The following is a 23,326-nucleotide window of genomic DNA, read 5'->3' as shown; positions in this document are numbered from 1 at the left end:
CACCCATGCCAGCCACCCCCGCCCTCAGCACGGCTGACAGGGCCACGGTAATCGCGCCGGTTGAACCAAAATTCAACCCCCAGAACAATACCCAGGACAACAGTCAGGACAACACCCAAAAGAATACACAGGTTTCGCCCTTACTGTTTTCGTCCATGGCCGTAGAGCCGCTGGCGACCTGTGACACGGAAGGATATGCACAGAAAAGCGGCCAGGCACTGGTCGATCACATATTGACCCTGGAGGGCAGTTGCATCAACGACCTCTACGACGGCAACAGCACAAGTTTTGCAAGCTTTAGCCCACAAAAAATGGTTACTGTCGCCAATGCGGCGCAGCAGATGGCGGCAGACTACCGTGCGTCGAATGGTGATACCCGCATTAACAAACTGTTCTACTTTCTGCGCACGGGCTATTACCTCGAATATAACTATCCCAACGACGTGAGCATCCCCAGTAATGCACACGCTTCTGTTGTGAATGCGCTGGATACTTTCGTTGCCAATCCGGATTTCTATGTGATATCCAGCAGTAATGGAAGTGCCACCGTCGATGCGATTGTGCTCATCGATAGTGCGGAAGAAAACGCCCGTTACCTACCCGTGGTCAAGGAGTGGCTCCAGCGATGGAATCAGCAGGCGGCAGCCATCTCCAGCATGCGGGCGTCCGTTAATGGCATTTTTACGGTACTGTTTCGCGGTCATTATTCGAGCAGCTTCATCGAAGCCACAAAAAATGATACTGAGTTGATGCAGCTACTGGGCAATTTTGCCCGCTCTGACTGGATGCTGGAATCCGATGCCCTCTTCATGCAGGAGAACGCTGCGCGTGAGCTCACACGGTTCCTCCAGCACACCACAAGCCCGAGCTACAACACCGTCGTAGAAGAAACGCAACAGGTGCTTAACCGCTACGACATGCAGGGCACCGGTCAGAGTGTGTGGATCGAAGCGGCGCAGAACGCCGACTATTACGGTGATTGTGCTCAGTTTGGTATCTGCGGATTCAAGGAAGACCTGCAACAAAGTGTCCTTGCCGATCGCCATACATGCAGCAGCACTGTGAAAATCCTTGCCCAGGATATGAATTCATCGCAGTTTGCGGACTCTTGCAGCCAGCTTTCCGATCAGGAAACCTACTTTCATCAGCTACTCAACACCAATTACAACCCCGTTGCTGACGATCTGAATGCGGATCTTGAGGTAGTGGTATTTGATGACTGGAATGGGTACAACACCTACGCTTCACTGTTTTACGGTATCGATACCAATAACGGCGGCATGTATCTGGAGGGCAATCCAGCCGTCGAGGGTAACCAGGCACGGTTCATTGCCCACGAGGCGGACTGGTTGCGCCCAGACTTTGAAGTGTGGAACCTGACCCATGAATATGTGCACTACCTCGATGGCCGTTACAATCTGTACGGCGGCTTCGGCGATGCCAGGACGGGTAGCCACAAAACCGTGTGGTGGATTGAGGGACTTGCCGAGTACGTTTCCAAAAAGAACGACAACGATACCGCAATAGAAATCGCGCGCACAGGAGCGTTTAACCTCAGTGAGATATTCGCAAACACCTACAGCAGCGGACAAGATCGTGTCTATCGCTGGGGTTATCTCGCCGTGCGCTTCATGTTCGAAAAGCACCACAGTGAGGTGGTACAGATTCTGGCTTACCTGCGTGCGGGCGACTACGACGCCTACCTGAATTACATCAACAGTATCGGCACCAGTTATGACAGCGAATGGCAATCCTGGCTACAAACCGTGGAAAGCAATACTGACGGTGGCGGCAACACCACCCCAGTCATTCTCAACAACCAGGAAATTAGCGGAATCGGAGTCGCTACCCAGGGAGATGACACTCTTTACTATATCGACGTCCCTGCGAATACCGACAGCCTCAGTTTTGCTATTGAGGGTGGTACCGGTGATGCAGATCTGTACGTACGCCACAACGAAGCGCCGACCGATAGCGCGTACGATTGCCGGCCCTACATCGGCGGGAACGTGGAGCTCTGTGATATCGCTAACCCGCAACCGGGTCGCTGGTATGTTCGCCTCAAGGCCTATCGCCCATTCTCCGGCGTAAGCCTGCTCGCCAGCTATACCGTAGCGAATACGCCAAGCTGCACAGGGTCACCAGTGGACTATGGCAATCTGGAGCTCAACGCAAGCACCTGTATTACGGTCGGCGGCACGATCAGCTACTTCTACACCTACATACCAGCAGAGACCAGCACATTGACGGTCACACTATTTGGTGAAGCGGGTAATGGTGACTTGTATCTCAATGACGCGACCTGGGCAACCGAGAGCGACTTTGATCAGCGCTCAACGAACGATGATAGCAACGAAAGCATTACAGTAAGCGCCCCTGAAAGTGGCTGGTACTATATTTCCGTCGTCAACAGCGGTGGATTTACCGGCGGCGGGATTCAGCTGATGACCAACTGATCGAGCCTGTCACCCAATCCCGGCCCACAGGGCCGGGATCCAGGGCCGCTTCGTCCGTGCGCTCTGACGTGGGGGGGGGGGCGAGATTCCCATATGTCTGGCTACACGCAGGGGTAAACTTTTGTTATTGTGCGCACAATAACAAAAGGAGCACTGCGAATGCCAAACAATCACCGACCCAGAATCCGCACACTCACCCTTTCCATTGCCGCGGCCATTACGAGTCTTACACTCACCAGCGGGTGTATGCAGAAACCCGAAGCCACAATACTTGGCCAGCTGACCAGCCCGGATACCGAACTCTGGGCGACCGGTGACCTGCATCAGCCACAGGTATTCATGGACGCCCTGGACCAGCTCCTGATGCTATCGGCCGATCAAACGACGGACGCCCGCGATCTGGATGCCCTGCTCTACTACCTGCGTGCGTACAGCTATTTTGGTTCGCTGCAGGGTATCGACGACTTACATTGGTTTAAGCTCGATACCGCTCTGACCCAGCTGCGACAGCACCACCTGTTTGCGCAGCAAGGCGATGACGCGGCACGCTTGCAAGAGCACTTTGTGGTGACGCTCTACCGTTACTACAACCGAGCGCCGCTGTCGGCAAGGGTTACACCCCATCTCGATTCACTGTACGCCATCCTGAATCGTCACGGTGCCCCTGAGGCCGTCATGGAATTGAGCCCGCAGGCGCAATACACGCTCTGGGAAAGCTACCGGGCCGTTGGCTTTCTTGCTTACGAGGCGCGCCACAAGCCGCTGATAAAACAGGCGCTGTTCGCCAACAAGCCATCGACCGAGGTACTTGTTCGCAATGCCCAAGCCACACCTGCCGATGCCAATACCGGCGAATGGCGGTTACAACATGCGCTGTGGGCACTGGGGAATCTTCATGTACTTGAAGAGGATGACGAAGCACGCACAGGACTGGACGAAACCGTTTGGGATCTCTTATCAAAAGACCTTCCCTTTCTCTCTCCAGAAGACCAACGAAAGCTTTACACCCGTCCTTACCTCGTTACCTCTTTCCGTGGTAAAAGCGCCTGTGAGGAAACCTTTCCGGGAAGATGTCACTTTCCCGCGGAGGAAATGGCACTGCCTGTAGAACACAGTTGTTCGCCTTCCTTGCTCATTCGCGCCAACAGCATGAGTGAGCCCGCGCTGCACAAGGCCTGTAAAACCCTGCTCGCCCAGGAGGGAGACTTTCACCTCAAGCTACAGAGCGGGCAAGAGCCGGTCGCGCAGGATTACAACGATCAGCTGGAGGTGGTGGTCTTCGACAACTACAGTCAGTACAACGAATACGCAGCACTGTTGTTTGACATCAACACCAATAACGGCGGTATGTTCCTCGAGGGTGACCCCGGTGAGCAAGGCAATCAAGCCCGCTTTATTGCTTTTGAGGCCTTCTGGAAAGACCCGGATTTCAGCATCTGGAACCTCGAGCACGAATACGTGCATTATCTCGATGGCCGCTTCAATAAATGGGGTGGCTTTGGCCACTTCCCCAGCCACATGGTCTGGTGGTCTGAAGGTCTCGCCAATTACATCGCCCAGGGAGAGCGCTATGACAGCGCCGAGCGCGACCTGAACAAAACCCGCCCTTCGGAATACCCTACCCTGGAACAAATCTTCGCGACCACCTACGACGACGGTGGTGCGCGGGTGTACTCCTGGAGCTATCTGGCGATTCGCTTCCTGTATCAACAAGATCCCGACAGCCTCGCGCAGCTGGCATCCCACTTGCGAAAGAATGACTTTGATGGGTATCGCAAGCAACTTGATCAATTCGCCGGCCAGTGGCAAGAAGCGTTCTTTGTCTGGCTGAGCGACATCGCATCATCGATAGATAGCGCTCCGGCGGAACAAACAATCCCTCGCACGCTGTATCGCTACCTGTATCGGGACTACCTGCAACCAGCGGATCTGCCAGAAACAGCCCGCCACCGCCACTGGCACTGAAGCTTCCGGCAGCGCGTCAGAGACGCTACTTCCAATAAAAAATCCCGGCTTGTGGCCGGGATTTTTTGTATTACCTGAGAGATATGGTCAGGCTTTAGAAGTCGTAGCGCGCCACGAGGCTAAAGTAGCGCGCCCGGCTGCGCATTTCCGTCAAACCATAATCCGGGTTCACCACCAGTCCATCGCTACCCTGAGTAGAACGGATTTCGTTCACGTCCAGGGCCGCATCATCATTCAATGCGTTATAAATGGTGCCTTTCAATACCAGGTCGCCCTCAAACAACGGCATCCGGTACGCCAGGGAAAGATCGAGTTGCTTCGTCCATGGCAGGTTGCCAACAGATCCCCGTGGTGTGGGATTGCCCTGCTCATCGTAGAAGGAGACCTCACCATAGTACTGACTGATACAGTCGCTCCATGGGCTACCCTCGGCACAACTGTCTACACCAACCGGATGAATACTGAAGTAGTTTTGCGGGCGACCGGATACGAGCGAGGTCACAAAGCCAAACGTCAGGTCATCGGTAAGGTCGTAGTAGCCGTTCAGCTTGAAGGCATGACGGTGGTCGTTGGGCAAATCGCCGTAGCCGTGATCCATCAGATCCGCATAGTCGTAGGAGGTCGTCCAACCCGGGTCCGCCTGATTGTTGTCGGTTCTTACCAGACCCTCGGTATTGCCGTAACTGTGCGACCAGGTGTAAGAGGCATCGAGGAATAAGCGATCGGTATACTGACCGCGCAGTGATGTCTCCAGTGCGAGATAACGTCGCGATGCCCTGGGTAGGGCAAGCTCTTCGCTCGACAGGCGCACGTCATCCACCTGACCATCACCGTCGAAATCGTAGCGGATGTTAACGTCTTCACCCGGGTTGAGCAGTACGTAATAGCTGCTCTGCCCCACATTGTCCTCGATACCATTGGCCTCCAGGTAATTCTGCAATACTGGTCCGATATCCGTGTCTTCCACAGAGCGCTTCAAATCGCGGAATACACCGCGAATACCGAACACCATTCCGTCCAGCACCAGTGTTTCCATACCCAGGGTGAACTCGTCCGAATACATGCCCTCCAGATTACTGCTGGCAATCAATTCCGGCTCAACAATACCCTGCTGGCGGACCCAGCTATGCAGCAATTCACCGCGGCTGGGGGATCCATCGTCGTTCAGCAGCACCCGGTCATTGGCATCCGTGGCGCCCGGCGCATAGTAGTCGAAGGTTTCCCGCGAGTAGGATCCCTGGGTGATATTCATGTTGGCGGACACTGGCTGGTAGTAGCGGCCGAAGGTCGCAAACAGCTTGCTGTTGCCGTCGCCGTTGAAATCCCAGATCGCCTGAATGCGCGGTGAGAGTCCACCGTTTTCAACAAACGCCTCGCCTCCGGTTACCGTGTTTTCAAACTGCTCGTACCGGGCGCCCAGATTGAGCGTAACGTCATCGGTAACGGACCAGGAATCCTGCAGGTAGAGCGCCGTTGCACTGACCGTAGAATCGGTGCCGCGCACCCGAATCCTACGCTGTACCAGATTGGTGCCTTCCGGCTGCAGAGACGGGTCGTTTACTGACGCCAGGCGTTGCTGCCACCACCCGCGGGCATCCCCTTCACCATTCTGGTTTTCCTGATAGAACACATCCACTTCACTGTAATCCACCCCAACCTTGATGGCATGGTCAAGCAGGTCATAGCTCACATCCAGGCGCACCTGGTCCCGTACATAGTCCTCATCATAGATCGTTGAATCACTATGATTACTGAAGCTGACACAGGTCGCACGGCAATCGTACACCGAGGGCAAGCTATTCAGCGCGGAGTTGTACACCGTTTCCTGCGTACGGCCCGCCGTAATGTCAAGAATCAGATCATCAGTCAACCGACCGTTATAGTGGGCACCAAAAACCTGCCCACCCTCACGACTTTTGGTTTTTCCCAGTCCACTACCGACTGCGTTGCTGCTGGGATCATAGGCAAAGCTGTTGTACTGGCCGTTTTCTTCGTTATTGATCGCGGTAAAATCGACTGCGTGATTCTCGTTAATAAACCAGTCGAGCTTGACCAACCAGCGATCTTCTTCGCGGGTGCGGTCATAAAAGCTTGAGCCGCTTGCCCAGGTATCGTCTGTTTTTCTTGGGCTGTACAGTGCATAGAAGAACGCCTTGTCGGGCACAATGGGGCCGCTTGCCCAGACCTGTGCCTCCTGGAAGTCCATAGCACTTTGACGGGTATTGATTGTGTACTCGCCGGCTGCATTGGTTACTGAGTCGTGCTGGCTACGGAGCGAGTCGGGGTCCATTCGCAGCTGAGAGCCGAAATTGAATTCATTGCCACCCGATTTTGATACGGCATTGATAATCCCCCCCAGTGCCCCGCCGAATTCCGGGTCAATTGCGCCAGTTTTTACCTGCGTCTGGCTGATGGCCTCCCATGGCAGGGCGATTGAACCCAGGCCCGTCTTGATATTGGAGACGTTCAGTCCGTTCAGGTAGTAGCCGTTCTCCGCTGAGGAAGCCCCACCGAAACTGGAGGCACCATTAAAGTTGCTGCCACCGGGCGTAACCACACCCGGGGCCAATTGTGCCATCGCCTCAAATCCGGTGTTCACCGGGAGCAACTCCAGTTTATCCTGGGTAATTACCACACCCGCGGTTGAGGATCCGGTATCTACCGGACGTTGCATGCTACCGGTGACTTCCACAACCTCCAGCACCTCTCCCGGTACCCCCAGTGTGGTGTCATACACCACGGCCTGGCCGACCTGCACGAGAACTTCAGGTGCCATAGCGCGGCTATACCCGTCTTTCTGAAAGCTCAACGCATATTCACCCACCGGAAGATTGCGCAGGTTATATTCGCCCTTCTCGTTACTAGTTACCGTTCTGGTAAACCCCTTGTCGAGGTGCGTGACCGTAATCTCCGCACCGGCCAGTGCTTTGCCTGTCGCACTGACTACCTGTCCTTTCAATGTCCCGCCGGAAGTATCTGCAGCCAGAACGCTGGTGCTGGCCAGCGCTGCACTCACGGCGAGTGCCAGCAGCTTTTTCTTGATTTCCATGGTCTCTTAGCCCTTTTCCTAGTTGGCATTATTATTACGCGCCAAATATCATTGCACGCAATGTCAACTTAAACATATAGTGTGTACAATAACAATATTGCCTAAGGGCTAGATCGATCAAAACAACAAGAAGAGACGAAAGATGGCGCAAGTATCAACAGTTCCGGGTGGGTCAGAGTACTCAGACCTAATTTATGAAGAAAACCCATCAGTCCATGACAGAAAGTTTTTTCCACAAAGTTTCTATATCGCCAATGTCATGGAAATTTTTGAGCGGCTGGCCTGGTATGGGTTCTTCACTGTCTCCTCTCTCTATATGAGCAACAGCCAAAGTCAAGGTGGACTTGGCTTCAGTGACGCCCAGCGGGGTACCATTCAGGGCGTTATCCCATTTCTTTTGTATCTACTGCCGGTATTCACCGGCGCACTGGGAGATCGCCACGGTTACAAGCGCATGTTTTTTATCGCGTTCGCAATCATGACCCCGGGCTATTACCTGCTTGGTCAGGTATCCGGTTTCTGGCCCTTTTTTGCAACCTTACTTTTTGTCGCTGTGGGAGCGGCGATTTTCAAGCCGCTTGTAGTTGCCACCGTGAGTAGAACCACCAATGACCGTAATCGGGCAATGGGTTTTGGTATTTTTTACACGATGATCAATATTGGCGGCTTTGTGGGAGCGATGGTAGCGGGTGTGGTGAAGGGTATCAGTTGGGATTATGTATTCACCGTTGCGGCCTGCTGGATTGCGGTAAATTTTCTGCTGCTGCTTTTTTACCAAGAGCCTTGCGCAGCCGCATCTACAAGGTCGCAGATCGTTTCCAAAGCATCTCAGAAAAGTGTGTTTAGGGATATTGCATTGGTGCTTAAGAACCGGCGCTTTGTCATTTATCTGCTGATAATGTCAAGCTTCTGGGCCTGCTACAACCAGTGGTTCCTTACTGTGCCACTCTATATTCGCGACTTCGTCGATACAGCACCACTACTCGCCCTTGTTGCGTCGTTCAGCCCGGCGGTCGCCAACGCCATCAGCAAGGGAAGTCCGGGTCAGATTAGTCCCGAGTTCATTACCGCCTTTAACTTCTTCAGTATTCTGGTGCTGCAGATCGCCATTAGTCACCTGAGCAGACGGTTCGTATCACTCCACGTGATGATTGCCGGAACCTGTGTCATGGCAGCCAGCTTTTTGTGGATAGGATTTGGCCCGCTGTTTGGTGGTTTTGGCATCGTGCTCGCCGTAGTGGCGTTTTCCATCGGAGAAATGCTTACCTCCCCGAAAAGCCAAGAGTATGTGGCGGAGTCCATGCCAGCGTCACAGGCGGCACTCTTTATGGGCTACTACTTCCTGTCGATGGCACTCGGCTTCCTGCTGGCCGGGCTGCTATCGGGGTGGGGCTATGGATACCTGGCTAAAACCCTGGGTAGGCCCGACTGGATGTGGGCGGGTTTCGCCGCTTTGTCTATTGGTTGCGCCGTTGTCCTGAGCCTGTATCACAGAACGCTCTCCCGTTTTGATAAACGCGCAAGCACCGCCAACACCAAGAATATTGCATCTTAATTTGTCCTCGTTTCGGAAGAACACACCATGACTCGCTTGAACCAACTGCAAACGTCCTTTCCTGACCTCGGCATTGACGGCATCCTGATAACCAGTATGCCGAACATCCGTTACCTGTCTGGATTCTCCAGTGATGAGGCCGGGGTTGCGAGTCTGCTGGTGACAGACACCGCTGCATTTCTCATTACCGATTACCGGTTTGATGAGCAGGCGCAGGAGCAATGTGCCGCGAGCGGTACGGAAGTAGTGGTCAGAGATCGTGCCCGCGAAACTCTCGGCGCAGCCATTCGGCGATTGACCAGTGATGCCGGCACAACACGGTTGGGCTTTGAGCAGGACCGGCTGAGCTACAGCCAATGGCAATCCATCACTCAAGACCTCAATTCGGGCACGGCAGGTTTTCATCCGCTCAGTGGCGTAGTGGAGATGTTGCGCCGGAAGAAGGACCCGACCGAACTCAAGTATATGCGCAAGGCCGCGGCCCTTGCCGATGCCTCTCTCGATCAGCTGATTGGCTTACTTCGCCCCGGCATGTCTGAGCGGGAAGCCGCCGTTGAGCTTGAGTACGCCCTGATGAAGCGTGGCTCCGAAGGGTTTGCGTTTCCAACCATCTTCGCATCCGGCCCACGCAGTTCCCTACCCCACGGCATGCCCAGCAACCGGGTCCTGCAAGCGGGTGATATGGTCACCATTGATTTTGGCGCTGTGGTTGAAGGGTATCGCTCCGACATGACCCGCACCCTTGTGATCGGCAAGGCGAGCGCCCAGCAAAAAGAAGTCTATGCACTGGTACAGGAAGCGCAGCGGTTGGGCGTGGAGTCCGTGGCCGCCGGCATCCCCTGCTCCGAGCCGGCGCAAATTGTGGCCCGCTTCCTGGGCCAGAGTCCGTATGCACGCTTTGCCGGCGATGGTCTGGGGCATGCCATCGGGCTGGAAACCCATGAGCGCCCCTACTTCACCGACACGGAAGAAACTGTTCTGGAAGCCGGGTTTGTGATGACCGTTGAACCCGGAATCTATATTCCGGGCTGGGGGGGAGTACGTATCGAAGACGATATCCTGGTGCAGGCGGCGGGAAGTGAAAGCCTGACAACCTTCACCCGCGAGCTTATCGAAATCTCGTGATAGCGTATGGGGAAAGGTCAACTTCGGGGGCCTTTCCCTGCAGCTGATCCGCAAGCAATTCGGCAGTGATGGCCGCCTGTGTCAGCCCCAGGTGCTGGTGGCCAAAGGCAAACGCCACGCTCGGATTATCCGCCGCAACCCCGATTACCGGCAGTGAATCCGGCAGGGACGGCCGGAACCCCATCCAGCGGGTAGCCCCCTGCTGCGAGATGCCCGGCAGCAGGGATTTCGCATGGTCAAACAGTACATCGGCGCGTGCGTAGTTGGGCTTCGCCTCAAGTCCACCGAGTTCCACTGTGCCCGCAAGGCGTAACCCCTCTTCCATTGGCGTCATGACGAATGAACGCTCAAAAGACACCATCGGCCGGGTCAAGTCACATCCCGCATCGGGCAGCATCAAGTGATAACCGCGTTCGGTATCCAGCGGAACACGGTATCCCAGCTGGCCTGCCAGTGCCTTTGACCATGCCCCGGCAGCAATCACCAGCTGCTCCGCCGATAGGACCCGGCCACTGGAAAGCCGGACATTTATCTTCGACCCTGCGGGTTCGAGGCCCACAACCTCCTCTCGCAGTATGCCTCCACCAGACTGCACGAATTTCTCAGCCAGTGCAGTAACCAGGCGATAGGGGTTAGCGGTATGTGCAGTGCGGGGAAAGAATAGCCCCCCGGCGATATTCGGGCCCAGCACGGGCTCAAGCACGCGCAGCTCATCGCCCGAGAGCGCTTCGATCTCAATACCATATCCCCTGAGGAGATCGACGGTGGACTGGTTTTTACGGACGGAATCCAAACGCTCGTAAATAGTCAGGGCACCACGACTGGTCATCAGATCACCCAGGCCCGTACGCCCCAGCAGACGCTGATAGCTTTCTATAGAACGACTATTGAGCGCCCGTAAATGTCGGCAGGATTTTTCTACATTCCGCGGCAGTGCCGCCACGCCAAATCGCATCAGCCAGGGCAATATCTTGAGTAGATAACCCCAGCGTAATGACAAGGGACCGAGAGGATCCATGAGCAACCGGGGCACAGAAAGGATCGTTTTCATATTCGCCAGTGGCAGCACAACATCCGTTGCGAAATGCCCGGCATTGCCAAACGAACAGCCGTGACCGGGTGACTCACGATCAATCAGCGTGACGCGGCGACCGCGGTGCTGCAGTTGCTCTGCGACCGCGACACCGACAATCCCGGCTCCGATCACGACCACTTCTTGTGCTCGCTCTTGCGGGGAGTCTGTTGACATATGGTATACCCGTTGGATTATTTTCTTCGGCGATTTCATATGGGGCCTGCAGCCGGCCCCGATGTCACTATCAGCTACGTCCGCTACTCAGAGAATTGTCTCCGTAGGGTTTACCACCAATCGACTCACATCCTTGCCACCCGCCGCGAGTGCAGCAAACGCGTCTCGTGACTGGTTTTCCACCCGGTTTTCATGCACCAGAATACAGTCTTCCACTCTCACGCCGCCATACGGTCTAAATGCATCAATTTTATCCCAGTTGACTTTGTAGCTGTGCTTACTTCTCGAAAGTTCGCGTAACAGCATATCCATGAAATAAATGCCCGGCTCAATGGTCAGTGCCTGCCCCGCTTCTACCTTTCTCGCCAGACGCAGATAAGGAGCACGCGGGTCGCGTAATTGTGGCCGCTCCCGCGGGGCCATCAAATACCCACCAACGTCATGCACCTGAAGGCCGATAAAATGACCAAGCCCGCAGGGGAAGAACACCTGGGTAATACCCTCGGACACCATATCTTTGGGCGACATCATGACGAAGTCGAAGTCCTGCAGGATTCCCGCAATCAGCGTATGGGCGCGCCAGTGTAGATCCGAAAATTTTTGCCCAATGGTGACCTCGCTCACCAGGGTCTGCTGCGCCGCGTCCAGCGCCCCGAGCAGCTCAGCGTACTCACCGCGACGAAAAGCGTAGCTGCGCGTGATATCACTGGCATAGCCCAGGTAGTCCGCACCTGCGTCAATCACCAGCGAGTGTACATCTGCCGGCGACATACGAATCCGGTCTGCGCCGTGGTAATGCAGTACCGAGCTGTGTTCATTAACGGCGACGATATTGGCATAAGGGAGTTCGGCCTCCAGCACACCTGCTCCCCTGAGGTAGGCATGGTGGATATCAAGCTCCGTGCCGCCCGCCAGAAATGCGGCCTCTGCCTCGAGGTGACCGGCCGCGCTCATGCGGTTGGCCCGGCGCAGGCACTCTGCTTCGTAGTCGGTCTTGAAGGCGCGATGGTAGTGGAGTTCGTCAACCAACCCCTGCGGGTTTAGCTGCGATTTTGGCAGTGACGGCAGGCAGCTGGACTCGTCACCAATGAGCGCGCAGCCACTGACATCGCCATCGAGTGCGTGCACGACGTCTTCAAACGAGGTAGCCAGCTCAATGTCGAAGGCCGCCGTCCAGTAGCCTTCCGGATCCGCCGGGGGCTTGTGCCAGTAATCTTCAGGCTGGAAGTAGATCAGGCGAGGTTTCTCACCGATACGGAAATCGATCGCACACTGGGGATGCTCCAGCAGCGGCACCCAGTGCTTGAAATGCGGGTTCACCTTGAAGGTGTAGTGATTGTCATCGAGAAACGGCAGCTTGAGCGCGCCGGAATACACCACCAGCCGGCGGTAGCCATGGAACTCCATGGCGCGCGTATGCCGCTGAATGATTTCCTCAATATGCTGTTCGTACAGGTTTGACAGTGCCATCAGTCGCTCTCCCATGTCATCGTTCTTGTGTACTGGTGTCACCGCCGTGCATCTCGCGCCCCACGGGGGCAAAAAACAAAATTACGGTTGACAGCCCGTGAAAACTTTATTTATTGTACACAATAACAACTAAACGCAAAGGGCTTTCTGCATAAATTGGAAATTGCTCCCCCCTTTGCCCCAAGACCATGATGAGGAAGTCACATGCAAATCAACTGGAGCGGCGTATTCCCCGCAGCAACCACGCAGTTCAACGCCGATGAAAGTCTGAACATCCCCGATACCCTCAAGCACCTGGACGTGATGCTTGATGCGGGAATCAATGGGCTCGTCATGTTGGGTACGGTGGGAGAAAACTGCTCACTGAGCCAGGAAGAGAAAATCGAAGTGCTTGCCGCAACGGTCAAGCACGTCAACGGCCGTGTACCGGTACTCACCGGGGTGTCTGAATACACCACCACCCAGGCCTGTAATTTTGCGCGCGCCGCCAAGGAAGCCGGTGTGGATGGTCTGATGGTGCTGCCGCCCATGTCCTACAAGGCGGATGCCGATGAGATCGTCACCCATATCCGCGGTGTCGCCGCGGCCACTGACCTGCCGGTGATGGTGTACAACAACCCGGCCTGCTACGGGGTGGATGTGTCCGCGGAAGCCGTTGCCGAGCTGGCGCAGGTGCCAAATATCGTTGCGGTAAAGGAAGCCTCCGACGACCCCCGCCGCCTGACCGACATTGCCAATCTCGTCAGCGATGATTTCGTACTCTTCTGCGGAGTTGACGACCTGGCCCTGGAAAGCATCGCCCTGGGCGCACACGGCTGGATCTCGGGCCTGGTCAATGCGTTCCCACAAGAGAACCGGCTGATGTGGGATCTCGCCACCAGCGGCAACTATGAAGAGGCGCGCAAGGTCTACCGCTGGTACACCCCCCTGCTCCACCTGGACACAAAGCCCAAGCTGGTCCAATACATCAAGCTCGCCGTGCAGGAGTGTGGGTTTGGCAGTGAGCTGTGCCGCAATCCGCGCCTGTCACTGACCGGTGCTGAGCGAGAGTCCGTGCTCGATATCATTCGCACCGCAATCGCCAACCGCCCGACCATCCGGTAATACCATGAGTGGAGAATTCGCCATGTACACAGCTCCCGTACTGATCGCGGGCGAGTGGCGACAAGCGGCCGAATCCGGCCGCTTTCAGCCCACCAACCCAACCACCGCCACCGGTATTGATCGCTGGTACCCAATTTCCAGCTGGCGCGATTGCGACGCCGCTCTGGACGCTGCCACCACAGCCGCCGAAGCCTTGCGGACCTCCCCAGCCGAGGCCCGGGCACGCTTCCTGGAGTACTTTGCGGACGCGATCGAAGCGTCTGCCGAAGAAATATGCAGCCTTGCCCATGAGGAAACCGGGCTTCCCCTCAGCCCGCGCCTGTTGGACGTTGAGCTCCCGCGTACCACCGGCCAGCTCCGCGCCGCGGCAACAGCGGCCCGAGCGTCCAGCTGGGCCCGAGCCACCATCGACACCGCCAACAATATTCGCAGCATGCACGCGCCGATTGGACCGGTTTTGATCTTTGGTCCAAACAATTTCCCACTGGCTTTCAATGGCGTTGCCGGAGGCGATTTTGCCGCTGCCATCGCTGCGGGCAACCCGGTCATCGCCAAAGCACATTCTGCCCACCCGGGGACCTGCCAGCAGCTGGCGGCATTGGCTGCTGAGGCACTAGCCGAAGCCGGGCTCCCCGCCGCGACCCTGCAAATGATCTATGCAACCAGCCGTGAAGATGGCTATCGCATGGTGAGTGACCAGCGCCTCGGCGCAGCGACCTTTACCGGCTCCCGCACCGCAGGTCTCGCCCTGAAGCAAGCGGCCGACGAAGCCGGAATTCCGTTCTATGCAGAACTTTCCAGTATCAATCCGGTGGTGCTTCTACCCGGGGCATTGCGCGAACGCGGTAGTGAACTCGCCGAAGAGTTTGCCGGAAGCTGCCTGATGGGGAGCGGCCAGTTCTGCACCAACCCGGGCCTGGTGATTGTGCCCGCCAGTACCGAGGGCGAGCTGTTTATCGAGCGAGCCGGCGAGCTATTCGATGGCGCCACTCCAGGCACGCTGCTGAGCGCAGGTACCCTGCAGGGACTGCAGCAGGCGGTCGCCCAGCTGGAAGACGCCGGTGCTACGCGGGTGACGCGCAATACCGAAAGCGATGAACATCGCTTCTGCCTTCCCAATACGCTACTGCATGTCTCTGGGGAAACGTTCCTGCAGCATCCCACTGCCTTCCAGACAGAGGCTTTCGGTAACGCAGCGCTGGTCGTATCCAGCCAAAGCACGGAACAAACCGCCGCAATTCTCACACATCTCGAAGGCAACCTGACCGGCTGTATCTATTCCTCATTGGCCGGTGACGACGATGAAGACTATGCCCGTCTTGCCCCGGTGCTGCGCGCAAAGGTGGGCCGGCTGCTGAACGACAAAATGCCGACCGGGGTGGCCGTATCACCGGCAATGAACCACGGCGGCCCATTCCCGGCTTCGGGCCACCCGGGGTTCACCGCCGTAGGTGTACCGGCATCCATGATCCGCTTCAGTAAACTCGACTGCTACGACAATGTCCGTCCACAGCGGCTGCCACCGCTATTGAGTGACGCCAACCCACTGGACGCCTGGCGGTGTGTCGACGGGAACTGGACCCGGGAACCGATCTGCTGATGTGAACTCGCACCCTTCGCACACGGACAACATTGCCCGTAAACTATAAAAAGAATCTGGAGAATAACTGTGTACGGCGATAATAACGATCAACAGGTACAGGTCGTAGACTCCCATACTGGCGGTGAACCCACGCGGGTCATCGTCCGTGGTGGCCCCGACCTCGGCTCGGGCAGCATGGCCGAGCGGGTCAACGTCTTTCGCGAGAAGTTCGACTATCTGCGTGCCGCGCTGATCCGTGAACCCCGCGGATCCGACGTGATGGTCGGTGCGCTCCTGTGCGCCCCACAAAATCCAGACAATGCCGCCGGGGTGATCTTTTTCAATAATGTCGGCTACCTGGGTATGTGCGGTCACGGCACCATCGGCCTCGCTGCGACCCTGGCGCGTATGGGCAAGATCGCACCGGGCCTGCACCGCCTGGAATCCCCGGTGGGAGACGTCAGCTTTGTGCTGCACAACAACCACCGGGTAAGCGTGGAAAACGTACCAAGCTACCGCTATCGTAAAAGTGTGCCGGTCTATGTTGATGGAATTGGCGGGTTCAGCGGTGACATCGCCTGGGGGGGGAATTGGTTTTTCCTGATCTCCAATCACGGCCAGCATATCAGCCCGGACAATACCGACCACCTGACCGAGTTTTGCTGGCAGATCCGTCAGGCACTTCGCGAACAGGGTATTACCGGAGCCAATGGCGAAGAGATCGATCACATCGAGCTCTTCGCAAAGCCCTCGAACCCGGACATGGCCGATAGCAAGAACTTCGTGCTGTGCCCGGGAAAAGCGTACGACCGATCGCCCTGCGGCACCGGCACCAGCGCAAAGCTGGCCTGCTTATACGACGATGGCGTGATCAAGCCAGGCCAGACCTGGCGGCAGGAAAGTATTATCGGAAGTATTTTCGAGGGCAGCATTCAGCCCACGGCAGACACGAACGCCGGACTGAACGCAGTGATACCTACCATCACCGGGAGTGCCTATATCAGTGCCGAATCCACGATTATCTTCGACCCTGAAGACCCCTTTGCACACGGCTTCTGAAAAAACACCTGTGATGAAAAAAGGCTTGCCGGGATGGCAAGCCTTTTTAACGATCGGTTAGGCGTATTTTTTCTCATTCAGGTATTCGATCATGCGCGATACCGCCTCTCGCTGATCCCGAATATGATGACTGAGCGCCTTGCGCGCACCCTTCCAGTCTTTCGCCAGCAGGCACTCGACAATCTCGCAGTGTTCTTTTGCCATTTCTCGCTTCACACGTTCATCAATCACCGCGTAATTGAACAGTGCATTGTAAAACGGGCTGTAACGCTTGAAAAATTCCGCGATGTACCGGTTGCCGCAGCGCTCGATCCAGTAATCGTGCAAGTCGAAGTCAAGCTCTGACTTGGCACCACCGCGCCCCGGCTTGTTTGCCTTGAGCAGCTTTTGTAACTCGTCATCGGTGAAGTGGCCCCGCGCGAGGTCTAGCGCCTTCAGCTCGAGCATTTCCCGAATGTCCAGGTAATCGTGCATATCCTGTTCGCTGAACGGGTGTACACGCCAGCCACAGCGGGGAACATGCTCAATCAGCCCCGCCCCAGCCAGACGAGAAAAGATCTGCCGCACGACGGTGCGCCCAGCGCCATACTGCTCGGCGGTCGCATGTTCACGGAGGTATTCGGTATCTTGTTGCAAACTCCGCACGATGACATCCTGGCGGATGGTTTCGTACAGTTTTCGCTCGGTGGCATCTTCCTTGGGGGCCTCAAGCTTCATGCCCTTGAGCACTTCCGGCTGCGCCTCCAGTCGTCCGTTGTCTTTCCGGCGGATGACACCTTCCTCAACCAGCTCATCGACCGCGTGGCGAACCGGCGTCAGGCTAACCTTGTAGTGCTCAGACATAGCACCCAGAGTGAGCTTGTACGGTAGACGACCCTCCGCCTGGAGAACGGCTTTTACATCGGATTTGATAAATTCAGTAATGGTCATTTAGCCAGCGCTTGCTATTATTTTGTGCCCGCCTGGCAGCCTTAGGCCCCCAGGTAATACAGGTATCACGTAAAAATTTTACATAAGATAGGCAGTATCGCCCATGTTGGAAAAGTTGAGCAAGCTTCTCGACGTCGAACAGTTGGATACCAATCTGTTCCGCAGCCAGGCTCATGTCGAGAACTATCGCAAAGTCCTCTTTGGTGGGCAGGTACTCGGCCAGGCACTGATGGCCGCAGCACGCACGGTCGAGGATCGACTCCCCCACTCCCTGCATGCCTATTTCCTGCGCCCCGGCAGCAGCGAGAAACCGGTGATCTATGATGTCGACCCGATCCGCGACGGAGGCAGCTTTACCACCCGCCGCGTGGTGGCCAAACAGAACGGCAAGGCAATATTCAACATGTCCGCGTCGTTTCAGATCGACGAGCCGGGCTTCAATCACCAGGCCGACATGCCGACAGAAGGCGTGATTCAGCCGGAAGACCTGAAGAACACCCAGCAACTGGCGGAAGAAGCCGGCATGGAGGGGGCAGCACAAAACCAGCGACGCTATATGGTCGATTTTCGACCAGTCGACCCCATGAGTTACTTTGATAATGCCGTGCGCGAACCCCGTTGCATGTTCTGGTTCAAGGTTGACGGCAAACTCTCCGATAGCCCGATCGAGCATCGCAGCGCCCTGTGCTACGCATCCGATATGGCCCTGCTCGGCACCGCCCTGCAACCGCACCCCATCAGCCTGTTCGACCCACACCTGATGCCGGCCAGCTTGGATCACGCCATGTGGTTCCACCGCCGGTTTCGCGCCGATGACTGGCTGCTATACGTGACCGATAGTCCATCAGCCAGTGGCGCACGAGGCTACTGCCGCGGGCAGATCTTCTCCCGGGATGGCAGGCTGGTCGCCTCAACTACCCAGGAAGGCCTGATACGCCAAATCAAGGGCTGAGCTGGCACGACATTGCGCCCTTGGCACAAAGTGCTAAATTTAATGAAATCAGTGGTTTACAGAGGCGGTGCGGCTGCTATAATGCCGCCCGCTTCACCACGAAGCACAGAGCAAAACGTCTGTGGCAATCACAGAATTCACACGCTCAAACTGTCGGTGAGTAGCGCAGCCTGGTAGCGCACTTCGTTCGGGACGAAGGGGTCGGAGGTTCGAATCCTCTCTCACCGACCATTTCTTTTCTCTGCTCGTTTTTTTCGCTGCTGTCGCCACTATCCCAGTGAAAGTTCGGCACAAATTCCCCCCTCTTTTCACAGTCGCTTATGAGTCAGCTTTAGGCGCCCCACATTCTTTAGCGCTTGCACGACGGCTTTCGGCAATCCGTTCATTGCATCCAAAAACATTAATTGTTATTGTCGGCAAAGACATACTTTTGGCAACACTCCAATCTCAGCGCCCTAAGGTCCGCCAACAAACCAGGTTGGCAACACACCTGGGCTCTAAAAACCTCTCATCGAAATAAATACGATTTTATCGGATACCGCCGAAGCCAACCAATAACGTCAGTACAAGTACAATGAAGTTTATTACCGCCGAAACTATCCGCAGTGCCATCGAATACCCGCATTTAATTGCCGCCCTGCGGGATGCTTTTCGCAATCAAACCATTGAGGTGCCTCAGCGGCATCACCACCATTTCCGATATTCCAATGCACACCACAATGAAAACACGCTACTGCTCATGCCCGCGTGGCAGGCGGATGGGTTCCTGGGTGTCAAAACGGTGGTGGTTGCGCCCGATAACCGGGAGCAGCCATCTATTCAAGGGCAGTACGCATTGTTTGACGCTGCCACCGGTACGCCTCGGGCGATCATGGACGCTGCAAGTATTACCGCCATGCGCACCGCGGCCGCATCGGCGCTGGCCGCGGATTACCTGGCACCGACGGATGCGAGCGTGCTCTTGATGGTGGGCACAGGGACACTTGCTCCCGAGCTGATCCGGGCGCACGCTTGTGTTCGTCCCATTAAGGAAGTACTGCTATGGGGTCGCTCCGCCGCCAAGGCGCAGCGAGTTGTTGATTCCATCTCGGATCTGCCGTGCTCGGCCAAAGTGTGCGAAGACATCCAGCAAGGCATGGCACAGGCAGACATTGTGAGCTGTGCAACCCTGAGCAAAACACCCATCATTCGGGGGGAGTGGCTACGACCAACACAGCACATTGACCTGGTCGGCGCCTACCGGCCGGACATGCGAGAGGCCGATGATGCGCTGATCAGGCAGGTAGCGCTGTATGTCGATGTGATGCCACATGCGCTGTCGGAAACCGGCGATCTTTACATCCCCCTAAACAACGGCGTGATTACCGAGTCTTCGGTACTCGGGCACCTGCCCTCACTGTGCCAATCGACGGCACCGGCCTCCCGCGAAGGTGTCACCTGCTTCAAGTCCGTCGGCCATGCACTGGAGGACCTGGTGGCGGCGACACTGGTTCATGCCATGGAGCGAGCGTCGGAAGGCCGTCAACCGACTTCTTCGCGGACCAATTTGTGACGTGCGAACAACTTGGCGCAGACCGGGGTCGCACACCGGCCACTTGAGCGGTAATCTCTGGCACTGTTATCAAAATACGTTGTCATATCATCACTGCATGACATCAAATCAGAGCCAGAAGTTTTATGCTGCACATTTTGAAAGCTTGGCGTTCCTGCAAGCTTGTCATCCTCGGTCTATTGTTGGCGTCTCTCAATAGTTGGTCACCGGCTGCCTACGCGGACAAAAACAAGAGCGTTTACGATATCGACTACCGGGTTCAACTTGACCCGGGTGACGATTTTGCCCAGGTGACGATAGCCCTGTCGGGGAGCGCCCTGCCCAGCCAGTTGACACTGCACTTCAATCCCGAGCGGCACATCGATATCACCGGTGAACACCTTACCCAGAAAGGCGACCGTACCGTCTGGCAGCCGGAACCCGGACGCGCGCAAATCACGTATCGCTTCAAAATCGACGAAAAACGGTCGTCTGGCAGATATGACTCACTGATGACGGAACGCTGGACAATTCTGCGTACCGATAAGCTGATCCCACCGGTCTCCACACGAGCCTCCAAATCCCTCAAGTCCCGGGCAACCCTGCGGGTCAACACACCGAAAAACTGGAACACCCTCGCCCCGTATGCAAAAGACGAGCACGGGGTTTTCCAGCTGAAAGATCCGGGCCGTCGCTTTGTTCGACCGAAAGGCTGGATGATTTCCGGGCGCATCGGCAGCCGCCAGGATGTTATCGACGGCACAGATACCGTGGTGGCAGCCCCGCTGGGTAAAGGCGTGCGCCGACAGGACACCCTGGCATTTTTAAGCTGGACGCTGCCCGAGCTTAAAAAAGTATTCCCGGAGTTCCCCCAAAAGCTGCTTATCGTCATGGCCGGCGATCCCATGTGGCGGGGCGGACTTTCCGGTACCCGCTCCCTGTTTATGCACGCCGACCGACCTCTCATTTCCGGCAACAGGACCAGCAGCATGTTGCACGAGCTGGTGCACGTGGGAACCGGAATTCGCGGCGACAAAGAAAGCGACTGGATTGTCGAGGGTATCGCTGAGTACTACTCACTGGAAACACTGCGCAGGACCGGTGGTATCAGCGAGCGCCGCTATCAGCAGGCACTTGAGGAGCTTGCTGATTGGGGGAAGGAGTCGCCGAACCTGCTAGTCAGACGCTCTTCAGGGCCGATTACCGCTCGGGCCACGGTTGTGCTGCACCAGGTGGACCAAGCGATTCAGAAAGCCAGTAAGGGTCAACGCAGCCTTGATAACGTAGTAACCGCGCTGGCCGCCAACCGCGGGGAAGTAACCCTGCAGAAGTTTCGCGCACTGGCAGAAGAGGCCGCAGGTGCACCCTTGCCCCAGCTGGAAAGGACATTTCTTTCAGGCAAAAAAAAGCCCTGACGTCGGGGGGGGGGGAGAGCGTCAGGGCCAAGACCATTAGGAGTGAAACTTGGAGGATTTCATCCTTACAACACACTGGGTGCCCGTATGGAGGAAGGCACCCGGCCGGCACTACTAAACACGACGTGGGGGAGATGTGTGCTAGCCAGCTACTTTGAGTATTAGCCACACCCGGTGGATTGCCAGTGGATGCCGAAAAAACTTTAGAACGATTGGCAATAGAAACGGCCTTTGCAATACCTCAGGTTATTAGTAGACCCGGAAATGCTCACGCTGATCAAAATAACAGCAACGAGACAATCAACAAGACTGCCCCTTGACTAATCCCCGGCAAACCCTAGAATAGCGCCCTCTTACACGCCAGACGGCGCGTAAGTATCAGAAAATGCTAGGATTTTTTCAGCTTATCCGCTAGAATCCGCGGCGTTTTCACCGCTATCACAGCGGCACCTTGGCTAGGTGGCAGAGTGGTCATGCAGCGGACTGCAACTCCGTGTACGCCGGTTCGATTCCGACCCTAGCCTCCATTTTCCCTCCCGGTCTCACTAGCAGACTGGCTTAGTCGACGGACCATTCTGAAACCGTCGACCGCCCTATCCGCCCGGATGGTGGAATTGGTAGACACAGGAGACTTAAAATCTCCCGTCCTTTGGGACGTGCCGGTTCAAGTCCGGCTCTGGGCACCACCTTCCGTTTTATTCTGAACCTCTCGGCAAATTCACAACTGACAGACAGACCGCTCCCGCAGCAGCTGGCGCAACAGGAATTCCCTGTCACACCATACCCCTTAGCCGATCGAACAGCGCTTTGGCTAATTCTCGATACTCTGTACCGCCCCCCTACGTACCGCACCCCTACCCTGCTGAGCTCAGCCGCGATACGGACTTTCCAGCATCGCCAGAAAAATTCGGGACTCCGCCGGGGTCGCTTGCAACCCATACTTTTCGGCCACCGCCATAAACCGTCGCAAGTAAAATTGCCGAACCGGACCGTACGGGGGCATCCATTCATCCGGGCCCCGATGGCCCTTGCTTTGATTGCGCCCGTCATCCACCAGCCAGAGATTGTCGGGGTCCTCCGCAAATGCCCGCTTCTGTGCGCGGGACCAGTGTGCGCCGCCGCGCTCGTGGGCCCACTTCAGCGGCACGATATGCTCGACGTCGAGATCCGATGCCAATTCAAAGAAGCTCCCCGTATAGGGGTCCATCCACAATCCACTTTCCACCTTGCAACTACTGCGGTCGGTGTAGGTGACCGGCGCCAGCGAATAACGAATCAATAGCTCGTGGCGCGTATCCTGGCAATCACGGTCTGTATCCGACCAGCGCGGCAGCCACTCGCTGCGGCGATATTTATCGCTCTCATCCGCGAGCGCACTCGCCATTGGCGCCGCCAGGATCAGCAAAGACAGAAGAACGAAAACAGGCGAGGTAACAAAATGCAGAGAAGGTTTTAGACGCGGCACGACAGCTCCATTGGCGCGAAAAATCTCAAGTGAGACTATCGTACCGGAAGCGGTGTGACGTGCAAATCCTCAGTTTGCCGAAATCGTGAAAGGCACGGGAGTTGCTGACCACGAAAAAAACCACTCACTGTGGAAACCAGCAAAGCAAGATGTCGATTTCACTGAAATATTATTCCCCGCAGCAATGAAGCAGATGCCAACTGTGCACACTTTTCGACAAAATCGCCCATATATGCCGGAGACATTGCTTTTGCCGGCAGCCCCTTTACTCCCCGGCCATGTCGGCGTTTATATTGTCCCTTCGCCAGGATTGGCGAACACAATAACCGGCAACCGGTCGCGCTGCTCTTCGGGGATTCTTTGCGCGGTTGAGTTGCTTTCGCTTCCCAGATTTAGCCGTAGGGAAATAGGCATTTAGA

At 56.2% G+C, this 23,326-nt stretch carries 15 protein-coding genes and 3 tRNA genes; 13 read left to right on the top strand and 5 right to left on the bottom strand.

The window, feature by feature from the left end; translation table 11 throughout:
- The first annotated feature begins 5 nt into the window (after window positions 1–5).
- Both AU182_RS09785 and AU182_RS09780 read left to right on the top strand, forming a co-directional pair.
- Window positions 6–2,456, top strand: coding sequence for a M9 family metallopeptidase (locus AU182_RS09785; protein WP_066964312.1), 2,451 nt, complete (start codon window positions 6–8; stop codon window positions 2,454–2,456).
- 159 nt (window positions 2,457–2,615) lie between these two features.
- On the top strand, window positions 2,616–4,421 hold the full coding sequence (locus AU182_RS09780; RefSeq protein WP_082859343.1) for a collagenase: 1,806 nt from the start codon (window positions 2,616–2,618) through the stop codon (window positions 4,419–4,421).
- A gap of 94 nt (window positions 4,422–4,515) precedes the next feature.
- On the opposite strand, the gene AU182_RS09775 is transcribed toward AU182_RS09780, so the two are convergent.
- Window positions 4,516–7,470 carry a TonB-dependent receptor gene (locus AU182_RS09775; protein WP_066964308.1) on the bottom strand — a complete coding sequence of 985 codons (2,955 nt, stop codon included), beginning with the start codon at window positions 7,468–7,470 and terminating at the stop codon, window positions 4,516–4,518.
- A gap of 142 nt (window positions 7,471–7,612) precedes the next feature.
- Here AU182_RS09775 and AU182_RS09770 point away from each other — a divergent pair, with 142 nt between their 5' ends.
- Window positions 7,613–9,025 carry an MFS transporter gene (locus tag AU182_RS09770; protein WP_082859342.1) on the top strand — a complete coding sequence of 471 codons (1,413 nt, stop codon included), beginning with the start codon at window positions 7,613–7,615 and terminating at the stop codon, window positions 9,023–9,025.
- A 27-nt stretch (window positions 9,026–9,052) separates the two neighbouring features.
- Window positions 9,053–10,150, top strand: a complete 1,098-nt coding sequence (locus AU182_RS09765) for a Xaa-Pro peptidase family protein (protein ID WP_066964302.1) — start codon at window positions 9,053–9,055, stop codon at window positions 10,148–10,150.
- Here the strand turns inward: AU182_RS09765 and AU182_RS09760 are convergent.
- Both AU182_RS09760 and pepQ read right to left on the bottom strand, forming a co-directional pair.
- A complete protein-coding gene (locus tag AU182_RS09760; protein ID WP_066964299.1) occupies window positions 10,134–11,399 on the bottom strand; it encodes an FAD-binding oxidoreductase in 1,266 nt (421 codons plus the stop codon). The genes AU182_RS09765 and AU182_RS09760 overlap by 17 nt on opposite strands.
- An 87-nt stretch (window positions 11,400–11,486) precedes the next feature.
- Window positions 11,487–12,869, bottom strand: a complete 1,383-nt coding sequence (pepQ, locus tag AU182_RS09755) for a Xaa-Pro dipeptidase (RefSeq protein ID WP_193754323.1) — start codon at window positions 12,867–12,869, stop codon at window positions 11,487–11,489.
- Window positions 12,870–13,073: 204 nt separating this feature from the next.
- Here pepQ and AU182_RS09750 point away from each other — a divergent pair, with 204 nt between their 5' ends.
- The 3 genes from AU182_RS09750 to AU182_RS09740 all read left to right on the top strand — a co-directional run bounded on the left by AU182_RS09750 (window position 13,074) and on the right by AU182_RS09740 (window position 16,614).
- Window positions 13,074–13,973: a dihydrodipicolinate synthase family protein gene (locus AU182_RS09750; protein ID WP_066964294.1), complete on the top strand. Its 900-nt coding sequence runs from the start codon at window positions 13,074–13,076 to the stop codon at window positions 13,971–13,973.
- A gap of 4 nt (window positions 13,974–13,977) precedes the next feature.
- Window positions 13,978–15,573, top strand: coding sequence for an aldehyde dehydrogenase (NADP(+)) (locus tag AU182_RS09745; RefSeq protein WP_227718205.1), 1,596 nt, complete (start codon window positions 13,978–13,980; stop codon window positions 15,571–15,573).
- A gap of 69 nt (window positions 15,574–15,642) precedes the next feature.
- Complete coding sequence (locus tag AU182_RS09740; protein ID WP_066964291.1) at window positions 15,643–16,614, top strand: proline racemase family protein; 972 nt, start codon at window positions 15,643–15,645, stop codon at window positions 16,612–16,614.
- Between the two features lie 57 nt (window positions 16,615–16,671).
- Here AU182_RS09740 and AU182_RS09735 read toward each other — a convergent pair whose 3' ends face one another.
- Window positions 16,672–17,544: a GntR family transcriptional regulator gene (locus AU182_RS09735; RefSeq protein ID WP_066964289.1), complete on the bottom strand. Its 873-nt coding sequence runs from the start codon at window positions 17,542–17,544 to the stop codon at window positions 16,672–16,674.
- A gap of 103 nt (window positions 17,545–17,647) precedes the next feature.
- On the opposite strand from AU182_RS09735, the gene AU182_RS09730 reads away from it, so the two are divergent.
- From AU182_RS09730 to AU182_RS09705, 6 genes are all read left to right on the top strand, one after another.
- Complete coding sequence (locus AU182_RS09730; protein WP_066964286.1) at window positions 17,648–18,496, top strand: acyl-CoA thioesterase II; 849 nt, start codon at window positions 17,648–17,650, stop codon at window positions 18,494–18,496.
- Between the two features lie 154 nt (window positions 18,497–18,650).
- Window positions 18,651–18,727: transfer RNA gene (locus tag AU182_RS09725), tRNA-Pro, on the top strand.
- A 343-nt stretch (window positions 18,728–19,070) separates the two neighbouring features.
- Window positions 19,071–20,048, top strand: a complete 978-nt coding sequence (locus AU182_RS09720; protein WP_066964283.1) for an ornithine cyclodeaminase family protein — start codon at window positions 19,071–19,073, stop codon at window positions 20,046–20,048.
- 125 nt (window positions 20,049–20,173) lie between these two features.
- Window positions 20,174–21,442, top strand: coding sequence for a hypothetical protein (locus tag AU182_RS09715; protein WP_066964281.1), 1,269 nt, complete (start codon window positions 20,174–20,176; stop codon window positions 21,440–21,442).
- Window positions 21,443–21,895: 453 nt separating this feature from the next.
- Window positions 21,896–21,969 (top strand) — tRNA-Cys (locus AU182_RS09710).
- A gap of 72 nt (window positions 21,970–22,041) precedes the next feature.
- Window positions 22,042–22,128: transfer RNA gene (locus tag AU182_RS09705), tRNA-Leu, on the top strand.
- 182 nt (window positions 22,129–22,310) lie between these two features.
- Here the strand turns inward: AU182_RS09705 and AU182_RS09700 are convergent.
- On the bottom strand, window positions 22,311–22,826 hold the full coding sequence (locus AU182_RS09700) for an HNH endonuclease family protein (RefSeq protein WP_193754322.1): 516 nt from the start codon (window positions 22,824–22,826) through the stop codon (window positions 22,311–22,313).
- Between the last annotated feature and the right edge of the window lie 500 nt (window positions 22,827–23,326).

Origin of the sequence: Microbulbifer sp. Q7 (assembly GCF_001639145.1) — a bacterium.
Lineage (GTDB): Bacteria > Pseudomonadota > Gammaproteobacteria > Pseudomonadales > Cellvibrionaceae > Microbulbifer.
Note: the sequence above shows the minus strand (reverse complement) of the source record. Positions and strands in the feature narration are given on the sequence as shown.

What these genes read in the sequence shown, in the direction of transcription:
- AU182_RS09775 (WP_066964308.1), bottom strand. Translation starts at nt 7,470, where the DNA reads ATGGAAATCAAGAAAAAGCTGCTGGCACTCGCCGTGAGTGCAGCGCTG.
- AU182_RS09730 (WP_066964286.1), top strand. Translation starts at nt 17,648, where the DNA reads ATGTTGGAAAAGTTGAGCAAGCTTCTCGACGTCGAACAGTTGGATACC.
- AU182_RS09770 (WP_082859342.1), top strand. Translation starts at nt 7,613, where the DNA reads ATGGCGCAAGTATCAACAGTTCCGGGTGGGTCAGAGTACTCAGACCTA.
- AU182_RS09785 (WP_066964312.1), top strand. Translation starts at nt 6, where the DNA reads ATGCCAGCCACCCCCGCCCTCAGCACGGCTGACAGGGCCACGGTAATC.
- AU182_RS09750 (WP_066964294.1), top strand. Translation starts at nt 13,074, where the DNA reads ATGCAAATCAACTGGAGCGGCGTATTCCCCGCAGCAACCACGCAGTTC.
- AU182_RS09700 (WP_193754322.1), bottom strand. Translation starts at nt 22,826, where the DNA reads ATGGCGAGTGCGCTCGCGGATGAGAGCGATAAATATCGCCGCAGCGAG.
- AU182_RS09735 (WP_066964289.1), bottom strand. Translation starts at nt 17,544, where the DNA reads ATGACCATTACTGAATTTATCAAATCCGATGTAAAAGCCGTTCTCCAG.
- pepQ (WP_193754323.1), bottom strand. Translation starts at nt 12,869, where the DNA reads ATGGCACTGTCAAACCTGTACGAACAGCATATTGAGGAAATCATTCAG.
- AU182_RS09715 (WP_066964281.1), top strand. Translation starts at nt 20,174, where the DNA reads ATGCTGCACATTTTGAAAGCTTGGCGTTCCTGCAAGCTTGTCATCCTC.
- AU182_RS09720 (WP_066964283.1), top strand. Translation starts at nt 19,071, where the DNA reads ATGAAGTTTATTACCGCCGAAACTATCCGCAGTGCCATCGAATACCCG.
- AU182_RS09745 (WP_227718205.1), top strand. Translation starts at nt 13,978, where the DNA reads ATGAGTGGAGAATTCGCCATGTACACAGCTCCCGTACTGATCGCGGGC.
- AU182_RS09780 (WP_082859343.1), top strand. Translation starts at nt 2,616, where the DNA reads ATGCCAAACAATCACCGACCCAGAATCCGCACACTCACCCTTTCCATT.
- AU182_RS09760 (WP_066964299.1), bottom strand. Translation starts at nt 11,399, where the DNA reads ATGTCAACAGACTCCCCGCAAGAGCGAGCACAAGAAGTGGTCGTGATC.
- AU182_RS09765 (WP_066964302.1), top strand. Translation starts at nt 9,053, where the DNA reads ATGACTCGCTTGAACCAACTGCAAACGTCCTTTCCTGACCTCGGCATT.